Annotated in this window: 23 protein-coding genes; 7 read left to right on the top strand and 16 right to left on the bottom strand. The window is 45.7% G+C overall.

Features of this window, described 5'->3' with window-relative positions:
* Positions 1 to 198 precede the first annotated feature (198 nt).
* Complete coding sequence (locus AAA943_RS08215; RefSeq protein ID WP_338223749.1) at positions 199 to 1,314, bottom strand: NAD(P)/FAD-dependent oxidoreductase; 1,116 nt, start codon at positions 1,312 to 1,314, stop codon at positions 199 to 201.
* Between the two features lie 109 nt (positions 1,315 to 1,423).
* On the opposite strand from AAA943_RS08215, the gene AAA943_RS08210 reads away from it, so the two are divergent.
* Together AAA943_RS08210 and AAA943_RS08205 are read left to right on the top strand one after the other, a co-directional pair.
* Positions 1,424 to 3,967 (top strand): zinc-dependent metalloprotease, encoded by a 2,544-nt coding sequence (locus AAA943_RS08210; RefSeq protein WP_338223748.1) that lies wholly within the window; start codon positions 1,424 to 1,426, stop codon positions 3,965 to 3,967.
* A 78-nt stretch (positions 3,968 to 4,045) separates the two neighbouring features.
* Positions 4,046 to 4,459 (top strand): Fur family transcriptional regulator, encoded by a 414-nt coding sequence (locus AAA943_RS08205; protein WP_338223747.1) that lies wholly within the window; start codon positions 4,046 to 4,048, stop codon positions 4,457 to 4,459.
* Here the strand turns inward: AAA943_RS08205 and AAA943_RS08200 are convergent.
* Positions 4,456 to 4,686: a hypothetical protein gene (locus tag AAA943_RS08200; RefSeq protein WP_338223746.1), complete on the bottom strand. Its 231-nt coding sequence runs from the start codon at positions 4,684 to 4,686 to the stop codon at positions 4,456 to 4,458. The two genes, AAA943_RS08205 and AAA943_RS08200, sit on opposite strands and share 4 nt — an antisense overlap.
* A 149-nt stretch (positions 4,687 to 4,835) precedes the next feature.
* Between AAA943_RS08200 and AAA943_RS08195 the strand changes: the two genes are divergently transcribed.
* Complete coding sequence (locus tag AAA943_RS08195) at positions 4,836 to 5,309, top strand: YcxB family protein (RefSeq protein WP_338223745.1); 474 nt, start codon at positions 4,836 to 4,838, stop codon at positions 5,307 to 5,309.
* 191 nt (positions 5,310 to 5,500) lie between these two features.
* On the opposite strand, the gene AAA943_RS08190 is transcribed toward AAA943_RS08195, so the two are convergent.
* Positions 5,501 to 6,001, bottom strand: coding sequence for a fasciclin domain-containing protein (locus AAA943_RS08190; RefSeq protein ID WP_338223744.1), 501 nt, complete (start codon positions 5,999 to 6,001; stop codon positions 5,501 to 5,503).
* 178 nt (positions 6,002 to 6,179) lie between these two features.
* On the opposite strand from AAA943_RS08190, the gene rlmH reads away from it, so the two are divergent.
* Complete coding sequence (gene rlmH, locus AAA943_RS08185; RefSeq protein WP_338223743.1) at positions 6,180 to 6,653, top strand: 23S rRNA (pseudouridine(1915)-N(3))-methyltransferase RlmH; 474 nt, start codon at positions 6,180 to 6,182, stop codon at positions 6,651 to 6,653.
* Between the two features lie 26 nt (positions 6,654 to 6,679).
* Here rlmH and AAA943_RS08180 read toward each other — a convergent pair whose 3' ends face one another.
* The gene (locus AAA943_RS08180; protein WP_338223742.1) at positions 6,680 to 6,883 is read right to left on the bottom strand and encodes a hypothetical protein; all 204 of its coding nucleotides are present in this window, start codon (positions 6,881 to 6,883) and stop codon (positions 6,680 to 6,682) included.
* A 26-nt stretch (positions 6,884 to 6,909) separates the two neighbouring features.
* Here AAA943_RS08180 and AAA943_RS08175 point away from each other — a divergent pair, with 26 nt between their 5' ends.
* A complete protein-coding gene (locus tag AAA943_RS08175; RefSeq protein WP_338223741.1) occupies positions 6,910 to 7,740 on the top strand; it encodes a hypothetical protein in 831 nt (276 codons plus the stop codon).
* A 101-nt stretch (positions 7,741 to 7,841) separates the two neighbouring features.
* On the opposite strand, the gene AAA943_RS08170 is transcribed toward AAA943_RS08175, so the two are convergent.
* The 4 genes from AAA943_RS08170 to AAA943_RS08155 form a co-directional block, all read right to left on the bottom strand.
* Positions 7,842 to 8,294 (bottom strand): DUF6252 domain-containing protein, encoded by a 453-nt coding sequence (locus AAA943_RS08170; protein ID WP_338223740.1) that lies wholly within the window; start codon positions 8,292 to 8,294, stop codon positions 7,842 to 7,844.
* Between the two features lie 103 nt (positions 8,295 to 8,397).
* A complete protein-coding gene (locus AAA943_RS08165; RefSeq protein ID WP_338223739.1) occupies positions 8,398 to 8,913 on the bottom strand; it encodes an FKBP-type peptidyl-prolyl cis-trans isomerase in 516 nt (171 codons plus the stop codon).
* Between the two features lie 17 nt (positions 8,914 to 8,930).
* Positions 8,931 to 10,634 (bottom strand): capsule assembly Wzi family protein, encoded by a 1,704-nt coding sequence (locus AAA943_RS08160; RefSeq protein WP_338223738.1) that lies wholly within the window; start codon positions 10,632 to 10,634, stop codon positions 8,931 to 8,933.
* Positions 10,634 to 11,302, bottom strand: coding sequence for a hypothetical protein (locus AAA943_RS08155; protein ID WP_338223737.1), 669 nt, complete (start codon positions 11,300 to 11,302; stop codon positions 10,634 to 10,636). Before AAA943_RS08155 ends, AAA943_RS08160 begins: the two co-directional genes overlap by 1 nt.
* Before the next feature lie 135 nt (positions 11,303 to 11,437).
* Here AAA943_RS08155 and wecB point away from each other — a divergent pair, with 135 nt between their 5' ends.
* Positions 11,438 to 12,532, top strand: a complete 1,095-nt coding sequence (wecB, locus tag AAA943_RS08150; protein WP_338223736.1) for a non-hydrolyzing UDP-N-acetylglucosamine 2-epimerase — start codon at positions 11,438 to 11,440, stop codon at positions 12,530 to 12,532.
* Positions 12,529 to 13,017 carry a cupin domain-containing protein gene (locus tag AAA943_RS08145; RefSeq protein WP_338223735.1) on the top strand — a complete coding sequence of 163 codons (489 nt, stop codon included), beginning with the start codon at positions 12,529 to 12,531 and terminating at the stop codon, positions 13,015 to 13,017. The genes wecB and AAA943_RS08145 overlap by 4 nt, the downstream gene beginning before the upstream one ends.
* Here AAA943_RS08145 and AAA943_RS08140 read toward each other — a convergent pair.
* From AAA943_RS08140 to AAA943_RS08105, 8 genes are all read right to left on the bottom strand, one after another.
* Positions 13,010 to 13,462 carry a DinB family protein gene (locus AAA943_RS08140; protein WP_338223734.1) on the bottom strand — a complete coding sequence of 151 codons (453 nt, stop codon included), beginning with the start codon at positions 13,460 to 13,462 and terminating at the stop codon, positions 13,010 to 13,012. The genes AAA943_RS08145 and AAA943_RS08140 overlap by 8 nt on opposite strands.
* Before the next feature lie 12 nt (positions 13,463 to 13,474).
* Positions 13,475 to 14,098 carry a hypothetical protein gene (locus AAA943_RS08135; protein ID WP_338223733.1) on the bottom strand — a complete coding sequence of 208 codons (624 nt, stop codon included), beginning with the start codon at positions 14,096 to 14,098 and terminating at the stop codon, positions 13,475 to 13,477.
* A gap of 140 nt (positions 14,099 to 14,238) precedes the next feature.
* Positions 14,239 to 17,115, bottom strand: coding sequence for a TonB-dependent receptor (locus AAA943_RS08130; protein ID WP_338223732.1), 2,877 nt, complete (start codon positions 17,113 to 17,115; stop codon positions 14,239 to 14,241).
* A gap of 103 nt (positions 17,116 to 17,218) precedes the next feature.
* Positions 17,219 to 18,721: a hypothetical protein gene (locus tag AAA943_RS08125; protein ID WP_338223731.1), complete on the bottom strand. Its 1,503-nt coding sequence runs from the start codon at positions 18,719 to 18,721 to the stop codon at positions 17,219 to 17,221.
* A gap of 182 nt (positions 18,722 to 18,903) precedes the next feature.
* Entirely contained in the window at positions 18,904 to 19,875 is a 972-nt protein-coding gene (locus AAA943_RS08120) for an AAA family ATPase (RefSeq protein ID WP_338223730.1), read from the bottom strand.
* Between the two features lie 115 nt (positions 19,876 to 19,990).
* Positions 19,991 to 20,614 carry a pseudouridine synthase gene (locus AAA943_RS08115; RefSeq protein WP_338223729.1) on the bottom strand — a complete coding sequence of 208 codons (624 nt, stop codon included), beginning with the start codon at positions 20,612 to 20,614 and terminating at the stop codon, positions 19,991 to 19,993.
* A gap of 10 nt (positions 20,615 to 20,624) precedes the next feature.
* Positions 20,625 to 20,801 (bottom strand): hypothetical protein, encoded by a 177-nt coding sequence (locus tag AAA943_RS08110; RefSeq protein WP_338220555.1) that lies wholly within the window; start codon positions 20,799 to 20,801, stop codon positions 20,625 to 20,627.
* A 154-nt stretch (positions 20,802 to 20,955) separates the two neighbouring features.
* A complete protein-coding gene (locus AAA943_RS08105) occupies positions 20,956 to 21,168 on the bottom strand; it encodes a hypothetical protein (protein ID WP_338223728.1) in 213 nt (70 codons plus the stop codon).
* Positions 21,169 to 21,295: the final 127 nt, after the last annotated feature.

Below are 21,295 nucleotides of genomic sequence, written 5' to 3'. Positions count from 1 at the left end.
GCAACCCATAAGCTCGGCTAGGGATTTGGATCAATTCTCGCCAGCTAAGTTGAGCTTCTTAATCCCAATGGTGGGACTGCTTTTATGCAGGCTATTTTCCCCCAATTTGCTATCTGGCATTGCAAAAATTCTTCTCCTCCATAAGCAAGGTGAAAGCAAGCTTGGCTCTATTTTTTTTTCTACAGGATAAGGCTTCCATCAAAAAGCCCGTCCATGGGTGTTTTTCATAATCACTCGGGCCACTGGAGGGAGGTGCTGAATAAGTTGCCGGGCAAAAGTCGAGGAACTTCCTGACCCAAAAAGCCGCTGCACCTGCCGGCCTACCCAAAGCCGCTTTTCAAAGGCTCCTCTCCAAAGCCTTTCGTAGGCAGTTTCGATTTCTTTTCTCGATTTGCCGGTCTTAAGGGCTTGTACGGCCAAGATTCCCGAATGAATGGCCATCGCCATGCCGTTTCCACAGAGGGGAGTGATCAGTCCTGCCGAGTCGCCGGTCATCAGCAGGTGGTTTTCCACTGGTTTTTTGGGCTCAAAGTTGATTTCGGTGATCACCTCGGGTTTATCAAAAAGAAACTCACTCTCCGTCCAGACTTTTTTCAGAATGGGGTTTTTCCAAAGGACCTCCTCTTCCATCGCCTCAATGCTTCCGTAGGTCCTCAGCTGCTCCCGATCCCCAAGGTAGCAAAGATTGAATTTCCCCTCCTCTATGGCATTGAGTCCGCAGTAGCCCCCACGGTAGTTGTGCAAAGCCACCGCATCCCGCACATAGTCGGTCCGGATATGGTATTTGACACCCAAGTAGGGACTCCTTTTTTCGATAAAGGACCTGCCCAGCTTCTTGTCCAGCTTGCTTCTCTTGCCGAAGGCGCCGATTACCTGCTTCGCCTGAAGCTCGCTGTGATTGGAAAGCACAAGTCTGAATCGGTCCTCTTTTTCCAAAAACTCGAGATCCTCCACTTGAATGCCTGTAAGGCAATGGGTTCCCTGCTGCTGGATTTGCTGAAAGATCCAATCGTCCAGCACAAACCGACTGATCCCAAATCCGCCCAAATCCAAAGGAATCTGCACGCGCTGACCGGAAGTATCACTGAATTCAAACGTTTGGATTTGCGGCAGCTCCATTTCCTCCGGCAAAAGGCCATGGGTCTTCAGAAAGCCCAGTGCTTCATTGGACAGGTATTCCCCGCAGACCCGGTGAAAGGGGTAGGTCTTTTTTTCGATCAGGACCACTTCATGTCCACTTTTGGATAGCAGGTAGGCAGAGACCAAGCCCGCCAGACCACCTCCAATCACTACAATTTCAAATTCTGACTTCACGGAATGCCTTTAATTTGTTGATTCAACCGCTTATAAAAAAATAAGTTTCCCCTCACTCTAATCTAGTCGAATGGAAGTTACTTTAATTCAACAAATCAATGATTAAACTATGTATAAAACACTACCCAAATTACTAAAGAGAACAGTTTTTGTCTTCGGGGTGATGGGTGTCCTGATGAGTTCAGGGGACACGTTTGCCCAAAAGAAAAAGAAAAAGAACGATTCCAAGTCCGAGACAGCCGCTCCGGCTCCGGCAGCAAAACCTCAAAACGGAGGAAGCAACAATGGGCCCAAACCCTACAAGGAGGTCATCACCAACAAGGCCAAAACCAAGGAGGGGCTTTTCAAAGTCCACGAAATCGAGGGCAAATACTTCTACGAAATTCAGGATTCTCTGATGGGTAGAGACATGCTGATGGTGGTGCGAATTGCCAAAACAGCCGATGGGATCGGATTTGGTGGAGAAAATACCAACAATCTGATGGTTCGTTGGGAGAAAAACAATGACGACGTCCTTCTGAAAGTAGTATCTGTCAACAACTATGCGGCGGATTCCCTTCCCATCTCCATGGCGGTGAAGGCATCCAATCTGGAACCCATCCTTCAGAAGTTTGCTATCAAATCCAAAGCCACTGATTCCACCGGGACAGTGATCGAAGTGACCGATCTGTTCAACAAGGACAATCAGGCGCTGGGCTTGCAAAGAAACAGAAGGACGGAGTACAAAGTGTCCCGATTGGATACCGACCGATCCTATATTGCTCACATCAATTCCTACCCGATCAATATCGAGTCCAGATATGTGCTTACCTATGCAGCCTCTGAGCCACCATCAAACAGTGCCACAGGCTTGATCACTTTGGAGATGAATGCCTCGATGATCCTTCTTCCCAAGGAGCCCATGATGCAGCGATTGGCTGACCGTCGAGTAGGTTGGTTTGCCAGATCCTATGTCGACTATGGTGCAGATGAGCAAAAGGCTTCATCCCGCCGCTACCTGGATCGATGGAGACTGGAAGTGAAGCCAGAGGATATGGAGAAATTCAAGCGGGGAGAATTGGTAGAGCCGGTCAAACCGATCGTCTACTACATTGACCCGGCCACGCCCCAGAAATGGGTGCCTTATTTGAAACAGGGAGTGGAGGATTGGCAGAAAGCTTTTGAAGCTGCGGGATTCAAAAATGCGATTCTTGCCAAAGAAGCTCCAAGCCCTGAAGAAGATCCAACTTGGAGTCCAGAGGATGCCCGCTACTCGGTGATCCGCTATTTTGCCTCGGATATTCAAAATGCCTATGGCCCTCATGTCTCTGACCCTCGCTCCGGCGAAATCATCGAGTCCGATATCGGGTGGTATCACAACGTAATGAACCTATTGAGAAACTGGTTCTTTATCCAGACCGCAGCAGTCAATCCGGATGCCAGAAGGGTGAAGTTTGATGACGAGGTAATGGGAAGATTGATCCGATTTGTATCTGCTCACGAAGTAGGACACACCTTAGGCCTTCCACATAACTTTGCCTCTTCCCATGCTTATCCTGTGGAAAAGCTTCGCGATCCTGCTTTTACCAAAGAAATGGGTACTGCTCCTTCTATTATGGACTATGCACGATTCAACTACATCGCGCAGCCTGAGGACAAGGGCGTAAGTCTGATGCCTGATGTGGGACCGTATGACAAATATGCCATTGCTTGGGGATACCGACCGATTCCGGAAGCTTCTACTCCAGAGGAGGAATTGGCTACCTTAAACCAGTGGATTTTGGACAAAAAAGGAGACCCTGTCTATCGCTACGGTCGTCAGGGCAATAGCTACGATCCGACAACACAGTCTGAGGACTTGGGAGATAACTCCATGAAGGCTTCGGAATATGGGATCAAAAACCTTCAGCGAATTGTCCCTAATCTGATCGAATGGACCGCTGAGGCAGACAAGCCTTACAAAGACTATGCAGACCTGAATGAGATGTATGGACAGGTTATTGGCCAGTTTAACCGATACATGGGCCATGTTCGCACGCATGTCGGCGGTGTGATGGAAGTCTACAAGTCTTCCGGGCAGAATGAAGCCGTCTACACGCACAACCCCAAAGAAATGCAAAAGTCTGCCGTGGACTTCCTCAACAAACAGCTTTTCGCTACTCCTTCTTGGCTGATGGATGAGAGTATCATAGCCCGAATCGGTGACTTTGGCGCTTTGGAGAGAATCCGAGGCATTCAGGTGGGTACCTTGAATGGCATCCTGGAGTGGGGCCGTTTGGGTCGGGTGATCGAAAACGAAGCGATCAACGGTAACGAAGCCTACACAATCACCGAACTATTTGACGATCTGAGAAAAGGTATCTGGACGGAACTTTCTGCTGGAAAAGCGATCGATGTACACAGAAGAGCACTTCAGAGAGCTCATATCGAAAGACTCGAGCTTCTCCTGACTGGAAATGAGCCGAACTTGCCAGCTCAGTTTAGAGCTTTTGCAGGTCCTCAGATCAATGCCTCTCAATCGGACATCCGTCCAATGGCCTTGGGCGAACTGAAGACTTTGAGAACTCAAATCCGAGGAGCGATCGGACGTACCAGCGACCGAATGAGCAAGCTTCACTTGGAGGAGGCAGTAGATCGAATCAATAAAATTCTTGCGGAATACTCCGGAGAATAATCTCAGAAAGGGTGCCGGATTAGGCACCCTTTTTTTATGCTTTCAAATTTTGAGTTAATTTGAGATCAAATCTGAATCATGAGTAGCCCCGAAAGAATATTGAAAAGCCACCAACTGCGTATCACAGATTGCAGATTGGAGATCATTCAGGAGTTTTTGGACAAAAACATTGCGCTTTCCCATGCAGACCTTGAGGAGATGCTGAAGGATAATTTTGACCGGGTGACCATCTATAGGACCTTAAAAACCTTTCTGGACAAGGATCTGATTCATAAAGTCCTTGACGACGGCGGGGCAACAAAATATGCGCTGTGTGCTCATGGAGAAAACGAGCACGATCATAGTCACGAACACGTGCACTTCAAGTGCGAAATCTGTGGGGAAACGACTTGTCTGGATGATATCGATTTGCCTCAGGTTTTTTTACCCCATGGATTCGAAAAAAAGGAAATGAGCCTTTTGGTGCAAGGAGTCTGCGATAAGTGCCACTAATAATCTACCGGTTCGGGAGTCTTGGTTTTTTTTGGAGAATCAGATGGCCAGATGACGCCGGGTGGTAAGTCGATTTTGGGAGGGGTGAAGTTCTCTATTCCTCCATCTCCGTCATCGTTGTTGCTTTTCCCTCTACGGAGGGAATTTTTCGTCATGGTAGCAACAAAATAGATTAGGATGACATAAGCCACTCCGCACAAGAAGAGATCAATCACAAGACTATTCATGGCTAAAAATTTTTTTATAAGATAAATCAATACTGCTTTTAAGTCAATGGTTTGGCATTTTTGTTTTTGGGTTTTCCCTGATAATGAATGGAGTCAGCTTGCTAAATCTCCCAGATAGGTGGATATTTGCAGACTCAAATTCTCGACTGATGATTATCAAAACCAAAAAATACCAACTCGAAACCGGCACTTACATCAAAATGGGACTCGTGTCCATTCTTAAAGAACAGTGGTGGGTCATTTTGATCGCTTTGGCGATTTGCTGTGGATATTTTTGGATTCCTTCTATCTGGTGGATCATCGGCGCCTTGATTGCATACGGACTTTATGTCCTTTTTTGGGCGATCCAGTTTACCGGGGTTACTCAAATGGAGCAAAACAAGCCGATTTTCCAGAAGATGGGCTACGAAATAGACAGCCGTCAGATTCTGATGAAAATCAATACCCGGGAAGGGATGCCTGTACAGTGGAACATGATCAAAAAGGCAGAAATGACCAAAGATGCCTTCGTCCTTTACCTATCCAAGGCACAATTTATTCACTTGCCTTATCGCATTTTCAATTCGGACAACGAGAAGAAATTTCTCGAAACTATCCTGAAGAGAAAAGAACTCATCAAATAAAATGAGTATCCTCAATCATGTATATAGCCATAGGATTTAAAGGTTTGTTGCTAGATTTTGGCAAATTCCCCCTTCTAAAGGGGGCTAGGGGATTTAAATCTTTGAAATACGTACAGCATTCCGAATAGTCATATCTAATAAAAAAGAGGCCCTCGATGTGAAATCAAGGGCCTCTTTTCGCATTTAGCCAATTACATAGATGGAAGGATCACTGTGTCGATTACGTGCACGACTCCATTGCTAGCCTCGATATCGGCTGCAGTCACGGTAGCGTTGTTGACCATTGCTTTTCCGTCTTTCAAAGAGATCGTCACTTCCTGACCTTGTACCGTTTTTGCTTTCATGCCGTCTTTCAAAGTAGAAGACATTACTTTTCCCGGTACTACGTGGTAAGTCAAAACGGCGACCAATTGCGCTTTGTTTTCAGGCTTCAACAGGTTTTCAACAGTGCCTGCAGGAAGTTTTGCAAAAGCATCATTGGTAGGAGCAAATACGGTGAAAGGACCGTCTCCTTTCAGTACGTCTACCAAGTCACCTGCCTTCACAGCAGCGACCAAGGTAGAAAGAAACTCAGTCTGAACGGCCAAGTCTACGATATCTGCATCTACTTCATGTACGGATGCAGTTTTGTTGGTGAAAGAAGATGCCAACACTACGGTCAACACCATCAAAATGGAAAGGAATTTTTTCATGGGTAGAAATTTTATTTGGTTAGTGCAATTCGAACAGCCTGTTTAGGCCGAATGTTTTAGCAGATGTTGTGAAGTAATTCGAATGGAAAAATGAAGGTAGCATCGGGAGATTTTGGGGATTGACGGAGATTTTCGGAGGATTGGTTTGCCTTTTTGGAGATTTTCGGATATTTATTGCATGCAAATCAAACTGATCGCTATAGGGAAAACTGACCAAGCGGCTATACAATCCCTGGAGAAAGACTATTCTACCCGCCTAAGTCATTATATCCGGTTTGATTTTGAGCAGATTCCTGATTTGAAGAATACCAAGTCCCTCTCGGAAGCAAGCCAAAAAGAGAAGGAGGGTGAACTTATCCTGAGGAAAATCCAAACCTCAGATGAGGTTATCCTTCTTGATGAAAAAGGAAAAGGCTTTACCTCCGAAGAGTTTTCCGATTTTTTGCAGAAGAAAATGAATTCGGGGCTTCGACAGCTCATTTTCGTCATCGGTGGGCCCTTTGGCTTCTCAGACGCGGTCTATGCCCGGGCAAATGGAAAAATAGCCCTTTCCAAAATGACTTTTTCCCATCAGATGATCCGGCCCTTTTTTATCGAGCAAGTGTACCGGGCAATGACTATCCTCAGAAACGAGCCCTACCATCATAAATGATTCGATAAGCACGTGGAGGTTAAGTTTTACACGAATATCCTCTTCCTTTCCTCCGAAAAATAAGGGAATGGTAAATGCTTTTCTGGACCTGCTGTAACTGTTGTTTTTTTTCCAGGACGAATATCTAGACCATTTACGCCTAGAACTATTCCTAAAGGAAGGAGTTTTGTCCGCCATAAAAATTTTCCTTTTTGTTTTGTTAATGTTAACAAATTGTTAATTTTGATCATGTCCATTAACATTAACTTCATGTGTTATGAAGAAACTACTCCTCACTCTAGTGATCCTTTCCGGACTTGTCCTTCAGGGCAAGGCTCAAAAGGTATTGGATAGGGGAGAAGGTCCTGTGTTTTTGACAGAGGAGGAAAAAACATGTTGGCAAGAAGGAGCCACTGATCTTTTTCAGCTGTTTAGGGCTGTGGAGGCCAAGCCGGAATACTCCGCCGAGAACTGGGTCGCCTTAGTGGAAGAACTGGATTCGAAAGCTCAAAAAAGCAGCGATCCATTGCCTATGCTGAGGCAGATTTTTCAAAAAGCCCATCAGCGTCTTTTCAAAAAGTACGAACAGCATTCCACCTTCAATGCCATGCTTTCTTCAGGTAAATACGATTGTGTCAGCGGTTCAGCTGCTCTGGGCTTGCTCTTGGAGAGGTATGGATTTGAGTTTGATATTGTGGAGACAGATTACCATGTCTTCTTGGTGGTCAATCTGGAGGGTAAGAAAATTGTACTGGAAAGCACCCTTCCTGTAGGCGGGATGATCACTTCTCCCATAGAGGTACAAAATTACCTGAGCGCCTATCAGCCGGAGAAAAATGCTCAACGGTACAGCTTGAATCAGACCATCGCAGGTCAGGACCTGGACTATTTTGACAACTCTACTTTCCGGATAGTCAGCCTAAAAGAACTTGCCGGACTTCAATATTACAACGATGCCATTGTGCATTTCAACAAGCAGGCTTATGGAAAGGCCGTAAATCAGCTTTCCAAGGCGTATTTGCTGTACCCCTCAGATCGGATTGATGGACTTCGGGATCTAAGTATAGACTTGGCCTACAAGTCCTACGGCTACGATCTGAGAAAATAAAAAATGGCCTTCTGAGTTTCAATTCAGAAGGCCTGCTTTTGCTCAATCACCCCCATTGAGTCGTCCTTAAAAAATCATTTTTTCGATTCCCCTCTTTTTGGTTATCTCATGATATTGATTTCTGTGAAGGTCCCGTTGGTAATGTTCACTTCTGTACCACCCCCCAGTGCCGGTCGGGCCTTGAAAGAAAAAGTACCTGATACTTTATTGCCTTCCAGCTTAGTGATGGTCAAGGTGCCTGAAGTCGCATTGTGCACTACCTGATCTGAGGTAATCCAAACTGCATTTCCTGCCAAATTGAAGTTGCCTGTCCGCTCTTCGGTCATCGTCAAAGCCAAACTGGATCGATCTGTAGCACCTGCGCCGATTGCAAAAGCAGTGAATCCCGCCACGTTTTCAATTCTGCTATTGCCGGCACCCTTCCAAGCTACTCCGTCAATAGTCATTTCTACATTCAGAGCGCCTTGAGGAACTTCATCATCGCTGGAGCAAGCCATAAAAGCTAGCACAAAGGCCAATAGGGCTAATTTTCTTAAAATTTCGATTGTTTTCATTTCAATAAAAGGTTTGGTAGTGAAAGTTTACCCTTCAAAAGTACTATCCCCTTTATTGCAACTCCATAAGGCAAATGCCCTAGATTCTAGGGCATTTGTAAAATCAGTGGTGATGGTGGCCATCCGGTCCGTGAGCGTGTCCATGCTCGATTTCTACCGGTTCCGCATCACGCACAAGCATCACCTTTCCCTCAAAATAAAGATCAAATCCTGCTAAAGGAGGGTTAAAATCCATGTGAACTCCCCGATAATCTACTTTGATAATTTCTCCACGCATTTGGTTTCCTTTATCATCCTGCATGGGAATGACCTTTCCTACCCGGAGTAGATCCTTATTCTTTTTTCCCTCTTCTTTAAAGTTGGCCTTAGGGATGATGACTTTTTTATCTTCATCGTAATCTCCATACCCATTTTCGAAGTCTATAAAGACGGAAAAAGTATCTCCAGCCTCTTTTCCGGAAATCGCTTCTTCAAACTTGGGAAGCACATTTTGGTAGCCAAAAAGGAAATAGAAGGGATTCTCTTTGGATACCGTCTCAAACAGCTCCTGCCCGGACTCTCCGTCGTCCACTTTGAGGGTGTAGGACACGGCGATGACTTTGTCTTTTTCTGCTTTCATTGCTTTATACGCTGGAATTATTGAAATAAATAGGTGAGACCGATTTGACCGACAAAATTCTTTCGATCATATCCGGGTACAAAGTACTGATTGGGATCATTCTCCAAAAACCACTTGTAATTGAGCGTATTGACATACTGGAATTTACCGGCCAGAAGGAAGTTGCCAAACTTCCACTCGGGGGTCAGGGAAAAGACCAGATCCACGTACTTATTCCGAAAGTCTTTTGATCCCTCATATCGGTAGTAGTAGAAGTCATTGTTGTATTCAATTCGTTCAAATTGGAAGCCGATTTTTTTCAACCCTTCCACCCAAGCCACACCAAAGAAAAGTTGATTGCTTGCCGGACCGTTGCCAATGCCTAAGACCTGCCCCTGATGCGTATATCCGTGTCTGACATGGTCATGAATGTACCAAGTTCGGAGTTGGCGAATGTCTTCTCGGATCGTCTGTCCGGACAGGGTCATTTCGGAGCTCAGTTCAAGAAATCGTTTGGGATTTTTGAGTCCAACCAAATGAGCAAAGCCGAAAGTAAAGGCTCTGCCGGACTCTGGAGTAGTCAGGAAGTCGTTGAGCCTTCGGTCATTATCCCGGGTGCCATACTCCCCATAAAACTCGAACCTTCCCTCAGGACTGAGCCAACGGAAAAACCCGGAACTGAATTGCTGCCTTTTCTCCTGGATCGGGTCGTATACATTTTGGGCTTTCTTTCGACCGTTGAAAATAGGTATCGCATCCCCCAAGGTGTTGACATCGGTGCGGTAAAGGTGATTGACCGAGCCGTAGCCCAAAAATAAGCCGGGAACCCATTTGGGCTGAAAGGTCAAAATCAAGCCGGAAAGGTAACGGTTTCCATCCTCCCTCTTGGGGATATACACGGGGTTTTGCTGAATGGTGTAGTCCGGCCATGGAGGAAGGAAATCGGTGCTTTTCAGAAATCCCGAGATCAATTGCCCCTCAAATCCGCCCAAAACAGTCTGAACCGGTTTTCGGGTATTTAAGGTAAAATGGAGAAATCCCGGAGCGTTGTTGCCTAACAACAAAGAATTTCTCCGTCCAGGCCCCCACCACAGATTTTCTGAAGAAATACCGAAAGAGTACTCCTTATGATTGAACCTCAGGCTGGATTGTCCTAAATACAATCGGTTGAAAGGTTCCTCACCAAATCGCTCAGGCATATCGATACGGTTCATGTATTCGTAGTAGAACAGAATCGTGGCTTGGTGTTCTATGGGAAAGCCCAGATAGTCTTTGTTTTGAGCCAAAAGGATTTCAGGCTGAAATTGCAAGGAAAATTTGCCATACTCCACGTAGGCCCCAGGGCTGATCACTTGCTGAAGTCCCCGATTGGGAATCATGACCCCGTCATTTACCCCAAAAGCATATTCGGAATTGTATTGCATCCGATATATGCCGGGAAGGGTTAGGAACTTGCCTTTTCCTTCTTTTCCAAATCTCCAATGAAGCCGGGAATTGTCGAGGTCTACCACCGAACTGTCCAGATCAAATCCATTGGTGATTTTCATCGCTTCGGCAGGATAGAGGGGTCTGATCATAAACGAGGAAGCCGAATCCACCTCTCCCATCAGCTGCAATCTCCTCAGGTAATCATCCAAAACGGGAGTTCCAACAGGAATGGTTTGTGCAGAACCACTCCAAGAAATTCCCCAAAAAGCCAGGATAATCCATCCTAATTTCTTTGCACTTAATCTTTGACTCATCATCTGTTCGTTTGGATCGCTTCCACCATGATTTTTGAGATCGACCAGGACTCATCACAGATGGGGTCAGGAGAGTTTAGCTGCTTGAGCTCTGCACCCATAAATACCCTTACCGAAGGGTTGCTATGCTCGATCAACTCCTCGATTCGATACCTCGTCGTGTAATTGGCAAAAGCGCCGAAAATGCATAAGCCCGGTAGATTGGTCTGTATAGCCCCGGTTTTGGGGGTGTTTTGCCGGAAAAACGTATTGGGGAAGGACTGATACAAGCAAAAGGTCGACTCACAGGGAGAGTTGGAAAAGGTGGTCCGGAAGGTTTCGGTCTGGTCCAAGCCCAAAAACCAATAGTCAGGACCAGATATGCCATCATCGGGGTTCCCGTCCCAGCTATCATGAATCAGAATTTCCGCAGTGACTTTGATGAAATTGTGCGGGGGGAGATCTTGGAGATTTACCGCCACTTGCTCATTGTGATAAATACCTGCGATGGTATCGTTTCTCCAAATAAATAATTTACCGTTTTCAAACCCTTCCAAATTTAAATCCGAAAAGTCATTGGAATACACGATAATCTGGTTTTCAACAGTTTCTACGCAGGAGCTCATCAAGCAAACTAAGCCCACCATCAGGCCTACGCTCGCACGCCACAGCCACTTACCTATTCTCATGGATTGATTTTTACTCAAAAATAATTTCAGAGCAAATAAACAAAAAACCGACCAAACCCCGCTTAAAGATCGGTGAGTATGGCAGGTTAAAAAGAAGGAATCCCTATTTTTGCCGCAAACTTAACTTTCCTATTCATGGCAATTTTTACCGTGGTCGCAGGTGCGAGACCAAACTTTATGAAAATCGCACCCATTATTCACGCTTTTCAAAAAAGTCAGGCTGAGGGCAAAAATTTACAATTTAGGCTGGTCCACACCGGACAACACTACGACAAAAAAATGTCGGGAGACTTTTTTGAACAATTGAATATCCCGGAGCCAAATGCAAATCTTGGTGGGGGTGGAGGCACGCAAGCCGAACAGACCGCCGCCATCCTGGTTGCCTTTGAAAAAGAGCTGATGGAAAATCGCCCTGATTTGGTCATTGTGGTGGGAGATGTGACCAGTACCTTGGCCTGTTCTATTGCAGCCAAAAAACTGCAAATCGATGTTGCTCATGTGGAAGGAGGAATTAGGTCCGGAGATCTCAGCATGCCGGAGGAAATCAACCGAATGGTGACTGATTCGATTACTGACCACTTTTTTACTACCTCTGAGATTGCCAATACCAACTTGAGAAAAGCAGGAGTTGCCGAGGAAAGAATTCATTTTGTGGGAAATACCATGATCGATACCCTGATGGCCCAAATGCCCCGGTTTAAAAAACCCGAAGGAGAGATTTTTGACCACCTTGAGCCCAAGGAGTACTTTGTGATGACGATGCACCGACCAGCCAATGTAGATCAGGAAAATTCCCTCAAAGCTATGATCGATGCAATCCTTGCGGGTACAGGCGGTCTCCCCATCATTTTCCCCGTACATCCCCGCACGGCGAAAAATCTCCAAAATTTGGGCATTAACGCCCCAAATCTTCATTTGGTGGAGCCTTTGGGTTATTTGGAGTTCAATTATCTGGTAAAAAATGCCAAAGGCGTCATCACGGACTCAGGAGGCGTGACTGAGGAAACTTCCGTGATGAATGTCCCCTGTGTGACTTTGCGGGATAATACCGAACGTGCTGAAACCATCCATCTTGGCACCAATGAACTCGTGGGTACCGACCCGAAGAAACTGAAGCCCTTTCTGGATAAAATCATGGCAGGAGAGTGGAAGCACTACCAGGGAATTCCGCTATGGGATGGAAAAACAGCCGAAAGGATTGTGGATGTTCTCGAAGCCCAGTACGCATGAGCGAAGTCAATAAAAGGATTGCAGAGTTGGTCAGGATTTTGGACATGAAAGCTCATCCGGAAGGAGGCTTTTTTGCTGAAATCTACCGATCGACACAAGTCGTTCCCAGGTCTGGAGAAGAAAGGAGCCTGATTACTTCCATTTATTTTCTGCTGAGGTCTGAAGATGTTTCCCATTTTCACCGAATCCAAAGTGATGAGCTTTGGTTTTGGCATGAGGGCAGTCCCTTGACGGTTCATTTGTTGACTGAAAATGGACATGAGACACTCAAGCTAGGGCCGGTGAATTCTGAGGATTGCAGACCTCAGCACTTGGTTCCCGCCCGGACCATTTTCGGCAGCACGGTGGATGATTCGGATAGTTTTGCATTGGTATCCTGCGTGGTAGCTCCCGGATTTGATTTTCGGGATTTTGAATTGTTCTCTGCTGATGACTTGGCTCCAATTTTTCCAGATGCAGAGCAAATCATTAAAAAGCTCACTTAACCATCAGGTCCCGTATTTGAGAATCAAGGCCAACTGACCGGCATGGTAAGCAGTATGGGTGGTGATTCTCCCCAGTGCTTCTACCTTTGGATTTCCGTCCAAACTCTTTGGTTTCGATCACCTCATCCCAATCCTTTTGTTCTGAAATTGCCTTTTCTAACAGTTCAGCGGCATAAGTTGAAATCGCTTTTAGCTCGCCAAGATTAGTCCATTCACCGGTGTCTTTTCCGGCGATCAGGGTTTTGGCTACAATTTTCACCTCGGATAGTCCAAATACATTTTTTGCAAAAAGTAGCTCTACTTCTGCAATATGACGGATCAAAAATCCTGCAGAATTCGGGCTTTGACCGTTCCTCTTGGATAAGTCCCCTTCGGAAGTCTTTTCCAAGAGCTGAGTGAATCGGGTTCTTCCCTCTTTCCATAGGGCAATCAGAAGGCTGTTCATGGTAAACTAATTTTAGTCTACCCATCCCCAGGGTGCTTCCGGAGCATCGATGGGCTGGGTCAAATCAAATTTTACTGTAAACAAAGTCGGGGAGCCTAGTCTTCTTAGGTTGTAGGTGAAAGAGGTCTCGTCCAAAGTAATCCACCAGACATTGCCTACGGCAGCAGGCAGCAAATTAGCCGTAAACTGATCAGCTGGGAAAAACTGAGCGGTCAAAGAGCCTGCATTGGAAGCCTTTCCTCCATACTGGGTCACTTGGTCCTCGGAGCCATCCTCATGTCGATGGTCGTGCTTGAGTTGAATCAATCCTGCTTCATCCCTGGTGAGTACCCAAGTTCGGGAGCGGTCCTCTCCCACAAAAAATGGAATCCTGATCTTCCCTTCTTCGCAGGACCTTAGGTGCATGACCAAGCGTCCCGAAAATCGGGGATCGGACTCGGGTGAGACCAACTTGCCTTCATAAGCCTTCCCACAATGGGCAGAAAGAGATTTCCAAAAAGCTTCAGAGGAGGATAATTGCTGTGCTGACCCAGCATAGGCAATAGTCAAAAGCACCACTAGGAAAAGATACTTTTTCAGCACATTGACTTGCTTGCATTTGGGATAGCTGGTTTCGGGTACTTGAAGGATTTTCATTTGAAAAGGAAGTTGGGAAAAATTGATGAGTTAGGCAGTAGCAAATGGCCGAAAATTTATGGATTTTTTTGATTCCTGATTAGCCATGAAAAAAGCCTGCTGAGTTCAGCAGGCTTTTCCAGTTTTAGGTCATTGTGGTATTAGAAGGCAAAGGAAACTCCAAACTTGACTTCAGTGCCAGGTGCCAAATTGGTGAAAAACTGATCCTGCGCCTGAAAGGAACTGAATACGATCTGTCTTTTCGAATTGAGGATATTCTCTACACCGAAGTTGGCTCGAATACGCTCATCAGCACCAAAAGTTTTGTTCAAATTGAAATTGAGAGAGTGGAAAGGCACAGTGAAAGTATCGGTTCTGTTTCCAAAGCCGATCAAATTGAGGGTGGGTCCTTGTACATTGTAGAACAACCCCACCTCAAGACCTCTTTCAAACTTATTGTAGGAAATTCCTGTGTTGATGATATAGGGAGCTTGTCCTGCCATTTCCCTGGTATCCTTGATTTCCTGGCCTTCTCTGGCTGTCAATTGTCTGGAACGTAGCTCAGTGGCAGACATTTTAATGGTCGATTCGGTAAAAGTCACATTGGCATTCCACTGCCAGTTTTGCAGGGAAGGAATAAGGAAAGAAAGGGACTTTCTGAATTCAAGTTCCACACCCAATACTGTTCCTTGGCCCACATTTCTTGGCTGAAACGCACCTGGGTCAGAAAGGAATTGAACCATTTCGATCGGCTTGTCAAAAGACTTGTAAAACCCACTTAGGGAGAACATCTGCCCTCTTTCCTGGAACAACTCCCAACGAATATCCAGGTTGTTGATCCGGGTTGGGGTCAGGTTTCCATCCCATAGGATTTCGGTTCCTCCATTGGTAGTCTCAGGGAAAAGCCCACCAATGAAAGTTCTGCCGGTAATCGGATCAAGAATTTCAGCATACGACAGTTCCTTAAAGGAAGGTCTTGCGATCGTCCGTGTTCCCGATAATCTCAGGTTTTGATTCTCCTTAAGGTTGAAAATCAGGTTTACTGTAGGGAAAAAGTCCAAGTCGTCCAATACTTTTTCGTTGTCCAGGACAATTGATCCGGTGTTGTTGGTACCTGTATAGAATTGGGTATATTTTTCAACTCTTACTCCTAGTACAGCTTTAAGTTTTTCGGCAGGATTTACTTCCGTGGATACAAAACCCGCGACATTGCTCAGGTTTGAATTGAAAGAGTTCGGATTGTTGGGGATGAAGTCCGGGTCGTATCTTACTCCATTGATATTTCCTTCCTGAAATAGATTTTGATCGTCCAAAATCTTGTTAGGATCTCCATCAAATCGGGTATTCCCCGTTGGGAATTGGAAGCTTTGGATTAAGAAATCTCTTTCTTTGAACACATAGGCACCACCGAATTTCAGTTTTCCGTCTCTTTGAAACAAGTTGATCTGTCTGTTCAGGTCCAGTTTTCCTACCAAATTCACCTCATCCAAGGATCTCCAGATACGAGCAGGAAGGCCAGCCTCGGAGCCAATGGTGTTGTTGGGGATTCTGAATCGGGTAAATCGGATATCCGGATCATCCAAGGTGGATCGGGTAGGGGCCAATTTCCAGTTGATTTCCCAAGCTCTTCCCTGGAGAAAGTGTGTGCCTGAAAGCAGGATGCTGCTTAGGGCTCGCTCACTGTATTCCAAGTTGTATTGGTTTGCTTCAAAATTTGCACCCAAGTTGGTATTCAAAAACAGGAATTCGCCTGCTTTGGACTCTCCATTTTGGAGATGAAGGAAATTGAGCTTGTATTTTGAACTTGGAGTTTTCAAGGCAATGCCGGCAATACCACCGAGCAGGACACTATTTACCCCATAGTCCCCACCTTGACGCTCCAAGGCAATCAGTTCGGTGACGGTAGGATCGGCAGATTTAGCATATAGGTTGAATTCCGCGTTGCGGAAGTATTCGGTTTCGTTCTTATAAGTGGCAGCAAAGTTATATCCCCAAGTGACTTTTGGCCTTGCAATTTGATTGCCTAGAGAAAAACCCAATCCAAAATCCATCAAGCTATTGGTTCGATAGCCTCCCAGGGTTTTATTGAAACCCCTCAGGATAGATTGATATTCCTGGCCCATGGGACCATTTGGATTTCCTACCACTTGTGCATACTGAGGAATGTCTGTTCTTCCACCGGTTGGGATTGCCCGGGTTCCGTCATCAAAGCCCAACCAGTCTGTTTTTCCTCCGTCGTATTTCAGGTAAGATGAGTTGAAGTGCATGGATGGATTGATTCCTCCGGAAAGGCTAAGACGCATTTCTTTTTCCTCGGGGAAATCTTTGGTTTCAATATCCACCACCCCTCCGGTGAAGTCTGCCGGAAGGTCTGCTGTAAAAGACTTAGCTACCAGAATATTATCAATCACGTTGGTCGGGAAAATATCTATTTGTAGGGCGTTTCGGTCCGGGTCCAAGCCAGGCACATCTACTCCGTTCAATACCGTTTTGGTATATCGGTCACCCAGTCCCCGCACATACACGTATTTTCCTCCTTCAATGGATACTCCGGTCACCCGCTTTACAGCTGAAGCTGCGTCTCCGTCACCGATTTGGCGGAAAGTGCTGGCAGAAATCCCATCCAAAACATTGGGAGCATTTCTTTTGACAGACATCAGGGCTGATTCGGTGGTTCGGATGGCAGAGGCCGAGATGGTCACTGTCTCCAGCTCCTCCGCTTCTTCTTTCATCAAAATGTCGTTTAGAATAGTCACCTGTCCAGAATTTACAGCCACCTGTGTCAGTTCAATAGTGGAATAGGAGATGTAAGAAATCTGAAGGGTGTAAGAACCCGGTGTCACTTGAATTTCAAATTTTCCGTCAAAATCACTGACGGCACCGGTAGAAGTTTCTTTGACCAATACTGAGACACCAAACAGAGGCTCTCCGGTCTTTTCGTCAAACAGAGCACCGCGAATAGTGCCGTTTTGTGCTTGGGTAAATCCCGACATTCCGATGAAAATCAAGAATGCCAAAATGGATAATGTTCGTTTCATGAACTTTTTAGATAGTTTGTTACAGCAAATTCAATTTTTAAACAGAAGGAAAGGAAGGCGCCTTGCAAGCACACTTCCTTTCCTAAAAAAGTTTTGAATACGATTAGAAATCAGCCAGAGCGCCGGCCACGTCAGCCCAAGTCCAGCCTGCAAAAGCAGTTTTGTCTGCTCCTACCGTGTTGGAACCTTTAGCTACAGCAGTGGCGTGAACGTGGGTGCCATTTCTGAAAACTGTGGTCAGAGTGACTCCGTCAGGCAATACTGTTTCCAAAGAAGCAAACTGCAGGGAGCCGTCTGCAAAGGTTGCGAGGGTCTTTTCACCACTCAAGGAGAAGTCACCCCTGCCGTCACTTGTAGCAGGATTAGGGAAGTCAAAGAAGTAGATGTTTTCGAAAGTACCTCGTGCACCATCTCTGAAGTCAGCCAGTTCAGATGCAGGATTTCCTTTCACAGAACCGTTGATAAGGGTGTGGGCAGCCAAGTAAGTGCCTTCCGGTCCGTCGATTTCAAGCGCGTGGTCAGTGTTGTCACCGCAAATAATGATGAAGTTGTCCATTGTACCGGCCCAAGCCTGGTCTGTATCCAAGGCATCATCACCTGAGTTCCATACCAAGGCATTGGTTACATTGACTGTTCCACCAAACCACTCGATTCCGTCATCTTGGTTACCGATTACTTCAATGTTTTCAATCACGGTTCCAGAACCAACACCACCAAGGGTCAAGCCGTTGATTTCGTTACCTTCTCCGATGTTTGCACCTCCGTGACGGATAGAGACAAATTTCAAGATACCAGAGTTGTCAGCATCGTTTGTACCACCATAAAGACCATTAGTGTCTGATGGCGGGATACCTTCGATTTGAATTTCGGTTACATTACCTGCAAAAGATCCTCTTGCATTACCCAAGATCAAAAGACCTCCCCAAAGACCATTCAGATCCGGAGTAAGGTTTGGAGATTCGATCATTCCGGGTTCAATTTCATCAGCGATAGTGGTAAAAATGATAGGAGCTGTAGCAGTACCTTGAGCATCAATTTTCGCTCCTCTAGCAATTACCAGAGCGGAAGCATTAGCTCCTGTACCTACTTCACCTTTCACTACCACGCCTTCTTGAATAGTCAAGGTAGCACCTGAAGTCACAGAAATACGTCCTCCCAGGATATAGGTCTTACCAGTTTCCCAAGTTGTATTGGTCGTGATGTTGGAAGTAACTCTTACAGTAGTCTCTTCAGCCTGCACAGTCAATACGTGCTGTGCAGTAGCTGCATCTCCGTCCACATCGGTAACTGTAAATACAAAAACGATATTTTTGCCAGCATCAGCAGGAGTTGCTGTATATTCGAATGGAGCTGAAGCTGTGGTACCAGTCAAAGGAACAGTAGCCAAAGGAGCGCCGTCCTTAGTGATGGACAATTGGGCCAATCCGTCAGGTGCTGTTGCAGTGGCGGTTACTGGACCCAATGTTCCTCCAGCTGGAATGGTAGCTGTGGCGGGGATTCCGGAGATAGTCACACCATTATCTGGTGTTGGCTCATCATCGTCACAGCTGGTGAAGGTGATAATCACCGCTGAAAACAACATTAATAAGTAATTGAACTTTTTCATGTGTTATAAATTGAATTTTGTTTGCAATTTTCGATGCAAAGGTGAATTCAATTTTTCGCCCCAATAGAATGATTTGAATTATGCTTTTTTTAAAAAACCGGGCAGAATTTAATATTGCTTTAACAAAAAATGCATAAAAAAAGGCTTTTCGTTCGAGAAGCCTTTTAAAGGGTTGTTTCGTGTTATTTTAATGTTACCGCCTTGTTAATCGGTACTTTTTCCAAAAGTGTACGGACCAGGCTTCTGGTATCCACCCCATCTGCTTCTGCTTCGTAATTTAGCAATATTCGGTGGTTGAGTACATCTTCTGCAATTTCCTTGATGTCTTCCGGAAGTACATAATCCCTGCCATCCATATAGGCGATAGCTTTGGATGCCAAATTTAAGTTGATACTGGCACGAGGGGATACTCCAAACATGATGTATTTCGCCTCGTCCTTCAGCCCGTATTGCTGAGGAAAGCGGGTGGCAAAGACCAATTCGATGATGTAGTTCTCCAAAGGCTCAGCGAGCTTTACCGAGTTGATTTCATTTCGGATGTCAAAAATATCCTGTTTCGATAAAATGGCCTTTACTTCCGAGGTGTATTGCATATTGGACATGCGGCGCATGACTTCCAGCTCGTCAGCTTTACTCGGATAGTCGATGTGTACTTTCATCATAAATCGGTCCACTTGAGCTTCAGGAAGGGGGTAAGTTCCCTCTTGATCTACAGGGTTTTGCGTAGCCAAAACCAAAAATGGGCGATCCAGTGAGAAGGTAGTCTCTCCGATGGTAACCTGCTTTTCCTGCATGGCTTCCAAAAGGGCAGATTGCACCTTGGCCGGAGATCGGTTGACTTCATCCGCGAGAATGACATTGGCGAAAATGGGCCCCTTTTTTACCTCAAAATTGGCGGTTTGCTGATTGTAAATCATCGTCCCGATCAGGTCGGAAGGCAGCAAATCCGGGGTAAACTGAATTCGGTTGAAATCCAGATGAAGGACCTTTGCCAGGGTATTAACGGTTAGGGTTTTGGCCAAACCAGGCACCCCTTCCAGCAATATATGTCCATTGGTAAACAAACCGATCAAAAGGCGATTGACCATTTTGTCCTGGCCCACTACCACTTTTTTGACTTCCTGAATTACTTCTGCGATTTTTTCCTGATGCATGAATCTGACAATTTATACCCGTTTGGGAGACCTAAAATAGGGGAATTTGTTCCAACCCACAATCTTAAATGGTAGGAACGGAAAAGCCTTAGGCTAAACAGATTTTTAGGAATTTTTAAGAGCGGCGGCCCTTTTGATTGGCTCCGGTTTTGGCGTAGCCTGTTAGGCCCAGCATGCGGTAGACGGTTTCCTGTTCCATTTCCCTGACTTCCCCCGATTGCATTCCATCGATGGTTATTTTTTCCATGGAAAACCGGACCAATCTCAAGGTGGGGAAACCAACAGCCGCAGTCATTTTCCTGACCTGTCTGTTTTTTCCTTCGATCAAAGTCAAAGAAATCCAAGTGTCCGGAATGGATGCCCGATATCTGATCGGGGGATTTCGATCGGGAAGAGTAGGTACCGGATCAATGATTTTGGCGATGGAAGGATTGGTTCGGTAGTCTTTGCCGTCGACATTGATCGTGACTCCGGATTGCAGTTGCTTTAATGCCTCAGGTGTAGGAATTCCCTCTACTTGGGCATAATAGGTGCGTTGATGCCCAAAACGAGGGTTGAGCAGGTGATGGTTCAGCCACTTGTCGTCAGTGATTAAAAGCAGGCCTTCACTGTCCTTGTCCAGACGGCCCACGGGATATACCTCCTTTGGAAAAGTACCGAGAGAGGCCAATGTGGGCCCCTCTCCGCTAAATTGGCTGACAACGCCAAAGGGTTTGTAAATGATAAAGTATCTGGGCAAATCTTTGGGATTAACTTCCGCAGCCGATGCAATCAAAGTGAGAATCCATGGGTTTTACTCCTTTGAGCTGCATTTCCAGATTGTGGATCTGATCACGGACTTCCATATCTGCAAACATGTCGCCGGTGAGTTTTCCTTTGAGGGAGGCGATGGCCTCTTCTAGTGCTTGTTTTTGTTGTTCGGTCATAAAAGTAGTGTTTGGTTGTTAGGGATTGAGTGGTTTGAAAATAGCCAAAACCTTGGAAAAGGTTCCTGCTTACTTTCATTTTTTTGGACTCAAAAATGAGGCCATTTGAAGATGAGGAGTTTAGATTGGAAATTTGATTGATTGGTTCAAATCTTCAGACCTGCCCGATGCAGGCGGGCTTGAACCCACTAAACGGACTCGAACTGATTAAAGTCTCCTGACCTGTCTGCACCAGGCAGGCCTGCCCGATGCAGGCGGGCGTGGACCTACGATTACTTGAATTGGGCCAAAACATCACAGGCTCAAAAACTTTTTGCAAGTCTTCTCTATCGATTGAATGAGTTGGAATAGAGGATTTTCTTTTCAAAACTTTGTTTGATTTAATGGGTAAAAACCAAATATTATTCTAAACAGAGGTTTTTGGTTACCTTTGCACCTCTCAGAAAAAATAGCTCCCATAAAAAGGCCAATTCGTTCGGCATGTTTCAATAAGT

It is taken from the genome of Algoriphagus confluentis (assembly GCF_036245625.1).
GTDB lineage: Bacteria > Bacteroidota > Bacteroidia > Cytophagales > Cyclobacteriaceae > Algoriphagus > Algoriphagus confluentis.
The sequence above is the reverse complement of the archived record's forward strand: the minus strand, read 5'-3'. Positions and strand labels throughout refer to the sequence as shown.

Coding starts and splice junctions, on each gene's coding strand:
- AAA943_RS08210 (WP_338223748.1), top strand. CDS start 1,424: ATGTATAAAACACTACCCAAATTACTAAAGAGAACAGTTTTTGTCTTC.
- AAA943_RS08205 (WP_338223747.1), top strand. CDS start 4,046: ATGAGTAGCCCCGAAAGAATATTGAAAAGCCACCAACTGCGTATCACA.
- AAA943_RS08200 (WP_338223746.1), bottom strand. CDS start 4,686: ATGAATAGTCTTGTGATTGATCTCTTCTTGTGCGGAGTGGCTTATGTC.
- AAA943_RS08195 (WP_338223745.1), top strand. CDS start 4,836: ATGATTATCAAAACCAAAAAATACCAACTCGAAACCGGCACTTACATC.
- AAA943_RS08190 (WP_338223744.1), bottom strand. CDS start 6,001: ATGAAAAAATTCCTTTCCATTTTGATGGTGTTGACCGTAGTGTTGGCA.
- rlmH (WP_338223743.1), top strand. CDS start 6,180: ATGCAAATCAAACTGATCGCTATAGGGAAAACTGACCAAGCGGCTATA.
- AAA943_RS08180 (WP_338223742.1), bottom strand. CDS start 6,883: ATGATCAAAATTAACAATTTGTTAACATTAACAAAACAAAAAGGAAAA.
- AAA943_RS08175 (WP_338223741.1), top strand. CDS start 6,910: ATGAAGAAACTACTCCTCACTCTAGTGATCCTTTCCGGACTTGTCCTT.
- AAA943_RS08170 (WP_338223740.1), bottom strand. CDS start 8,294: ATGAAAACAATCGAAATTTTAAGAAAATTAGCCCTATTGGCCTTTGTG.
- AAA943_RS08165 (WP_338223739.1), bottom strand. CDS start 8,913: ATGAAAGCAGAAAAAGACAAAGTCATCGCCGTGTCCTACACCCTCAAA.
- AAA943_RS08160 (WP_338223738.1), bottom strand. CDS start 10,634: ATGAGTCAAAGATTAAGTGCAAAGAAATTAGGATGGATTATCCTGGCT.
- AAA943_RS08155 (WP_338223737.1), bottom strand. CDS start 11,302: ATGAGAATAGGTAAGTGGCTGTGGCGTGCGAGCGTAGGCCTGATGGTG.
- wecB (WP_338223736.1), top strand. CDS start 11,438: ATGGCAATTTTTACCGTGGTCGCAGGTGCGAGACCAAACTTTATGAAA.
- AAA943_RS08145 (WP_338223735.1), top strand. CDS start 12,529: ATGAGCGAAGTCAATAAAAGGATTGCAGAGTTGGTCAGGATTTTGGAC.
- AAA943_RS08140 (WP_338223734.1), bottom strand. CDS start 13,462: ATGAACAGCCTTCTGATTGCCCTATGGAAAGAGGGAAGAACCCGATTC.
- AAA943_RS08135 (WP_338223733.1), bottom strand. CDS start 14,098: ATGAAAATCCTTCAAGTACCCGAAACCAGCTATCCCAAATGCAAGCAA.
- AAA943_RS08130 (WP_338223732.1), bottom strand. CDS start 17,115: ATGAAACGAACATTATCCATTTTGGCATTCTTGATTTTCATCGGAATG.
- AAA943_RS08125 (WP_338223731.1), bottom strand. CDS start 18,721: ATGAAAAAGTTCAATTACTTATTAATGTTGTTTTCAGCGGTGATTATC.
- AAA943_RS08120 (WP_338223730.1), bottom strand. CDS start 19,875: ATGCATCAGGAAAAAATCGCAGAAGTAATTCAGGAAGTCAAAAAAGTG.
- AAA943_RS08110 (WP_338220555.1), bottom strand. CDS start 20,801: ATGACCGAACAACAAAAACAAGCACTAGAAGAGGCCATCGCCTCCCTC.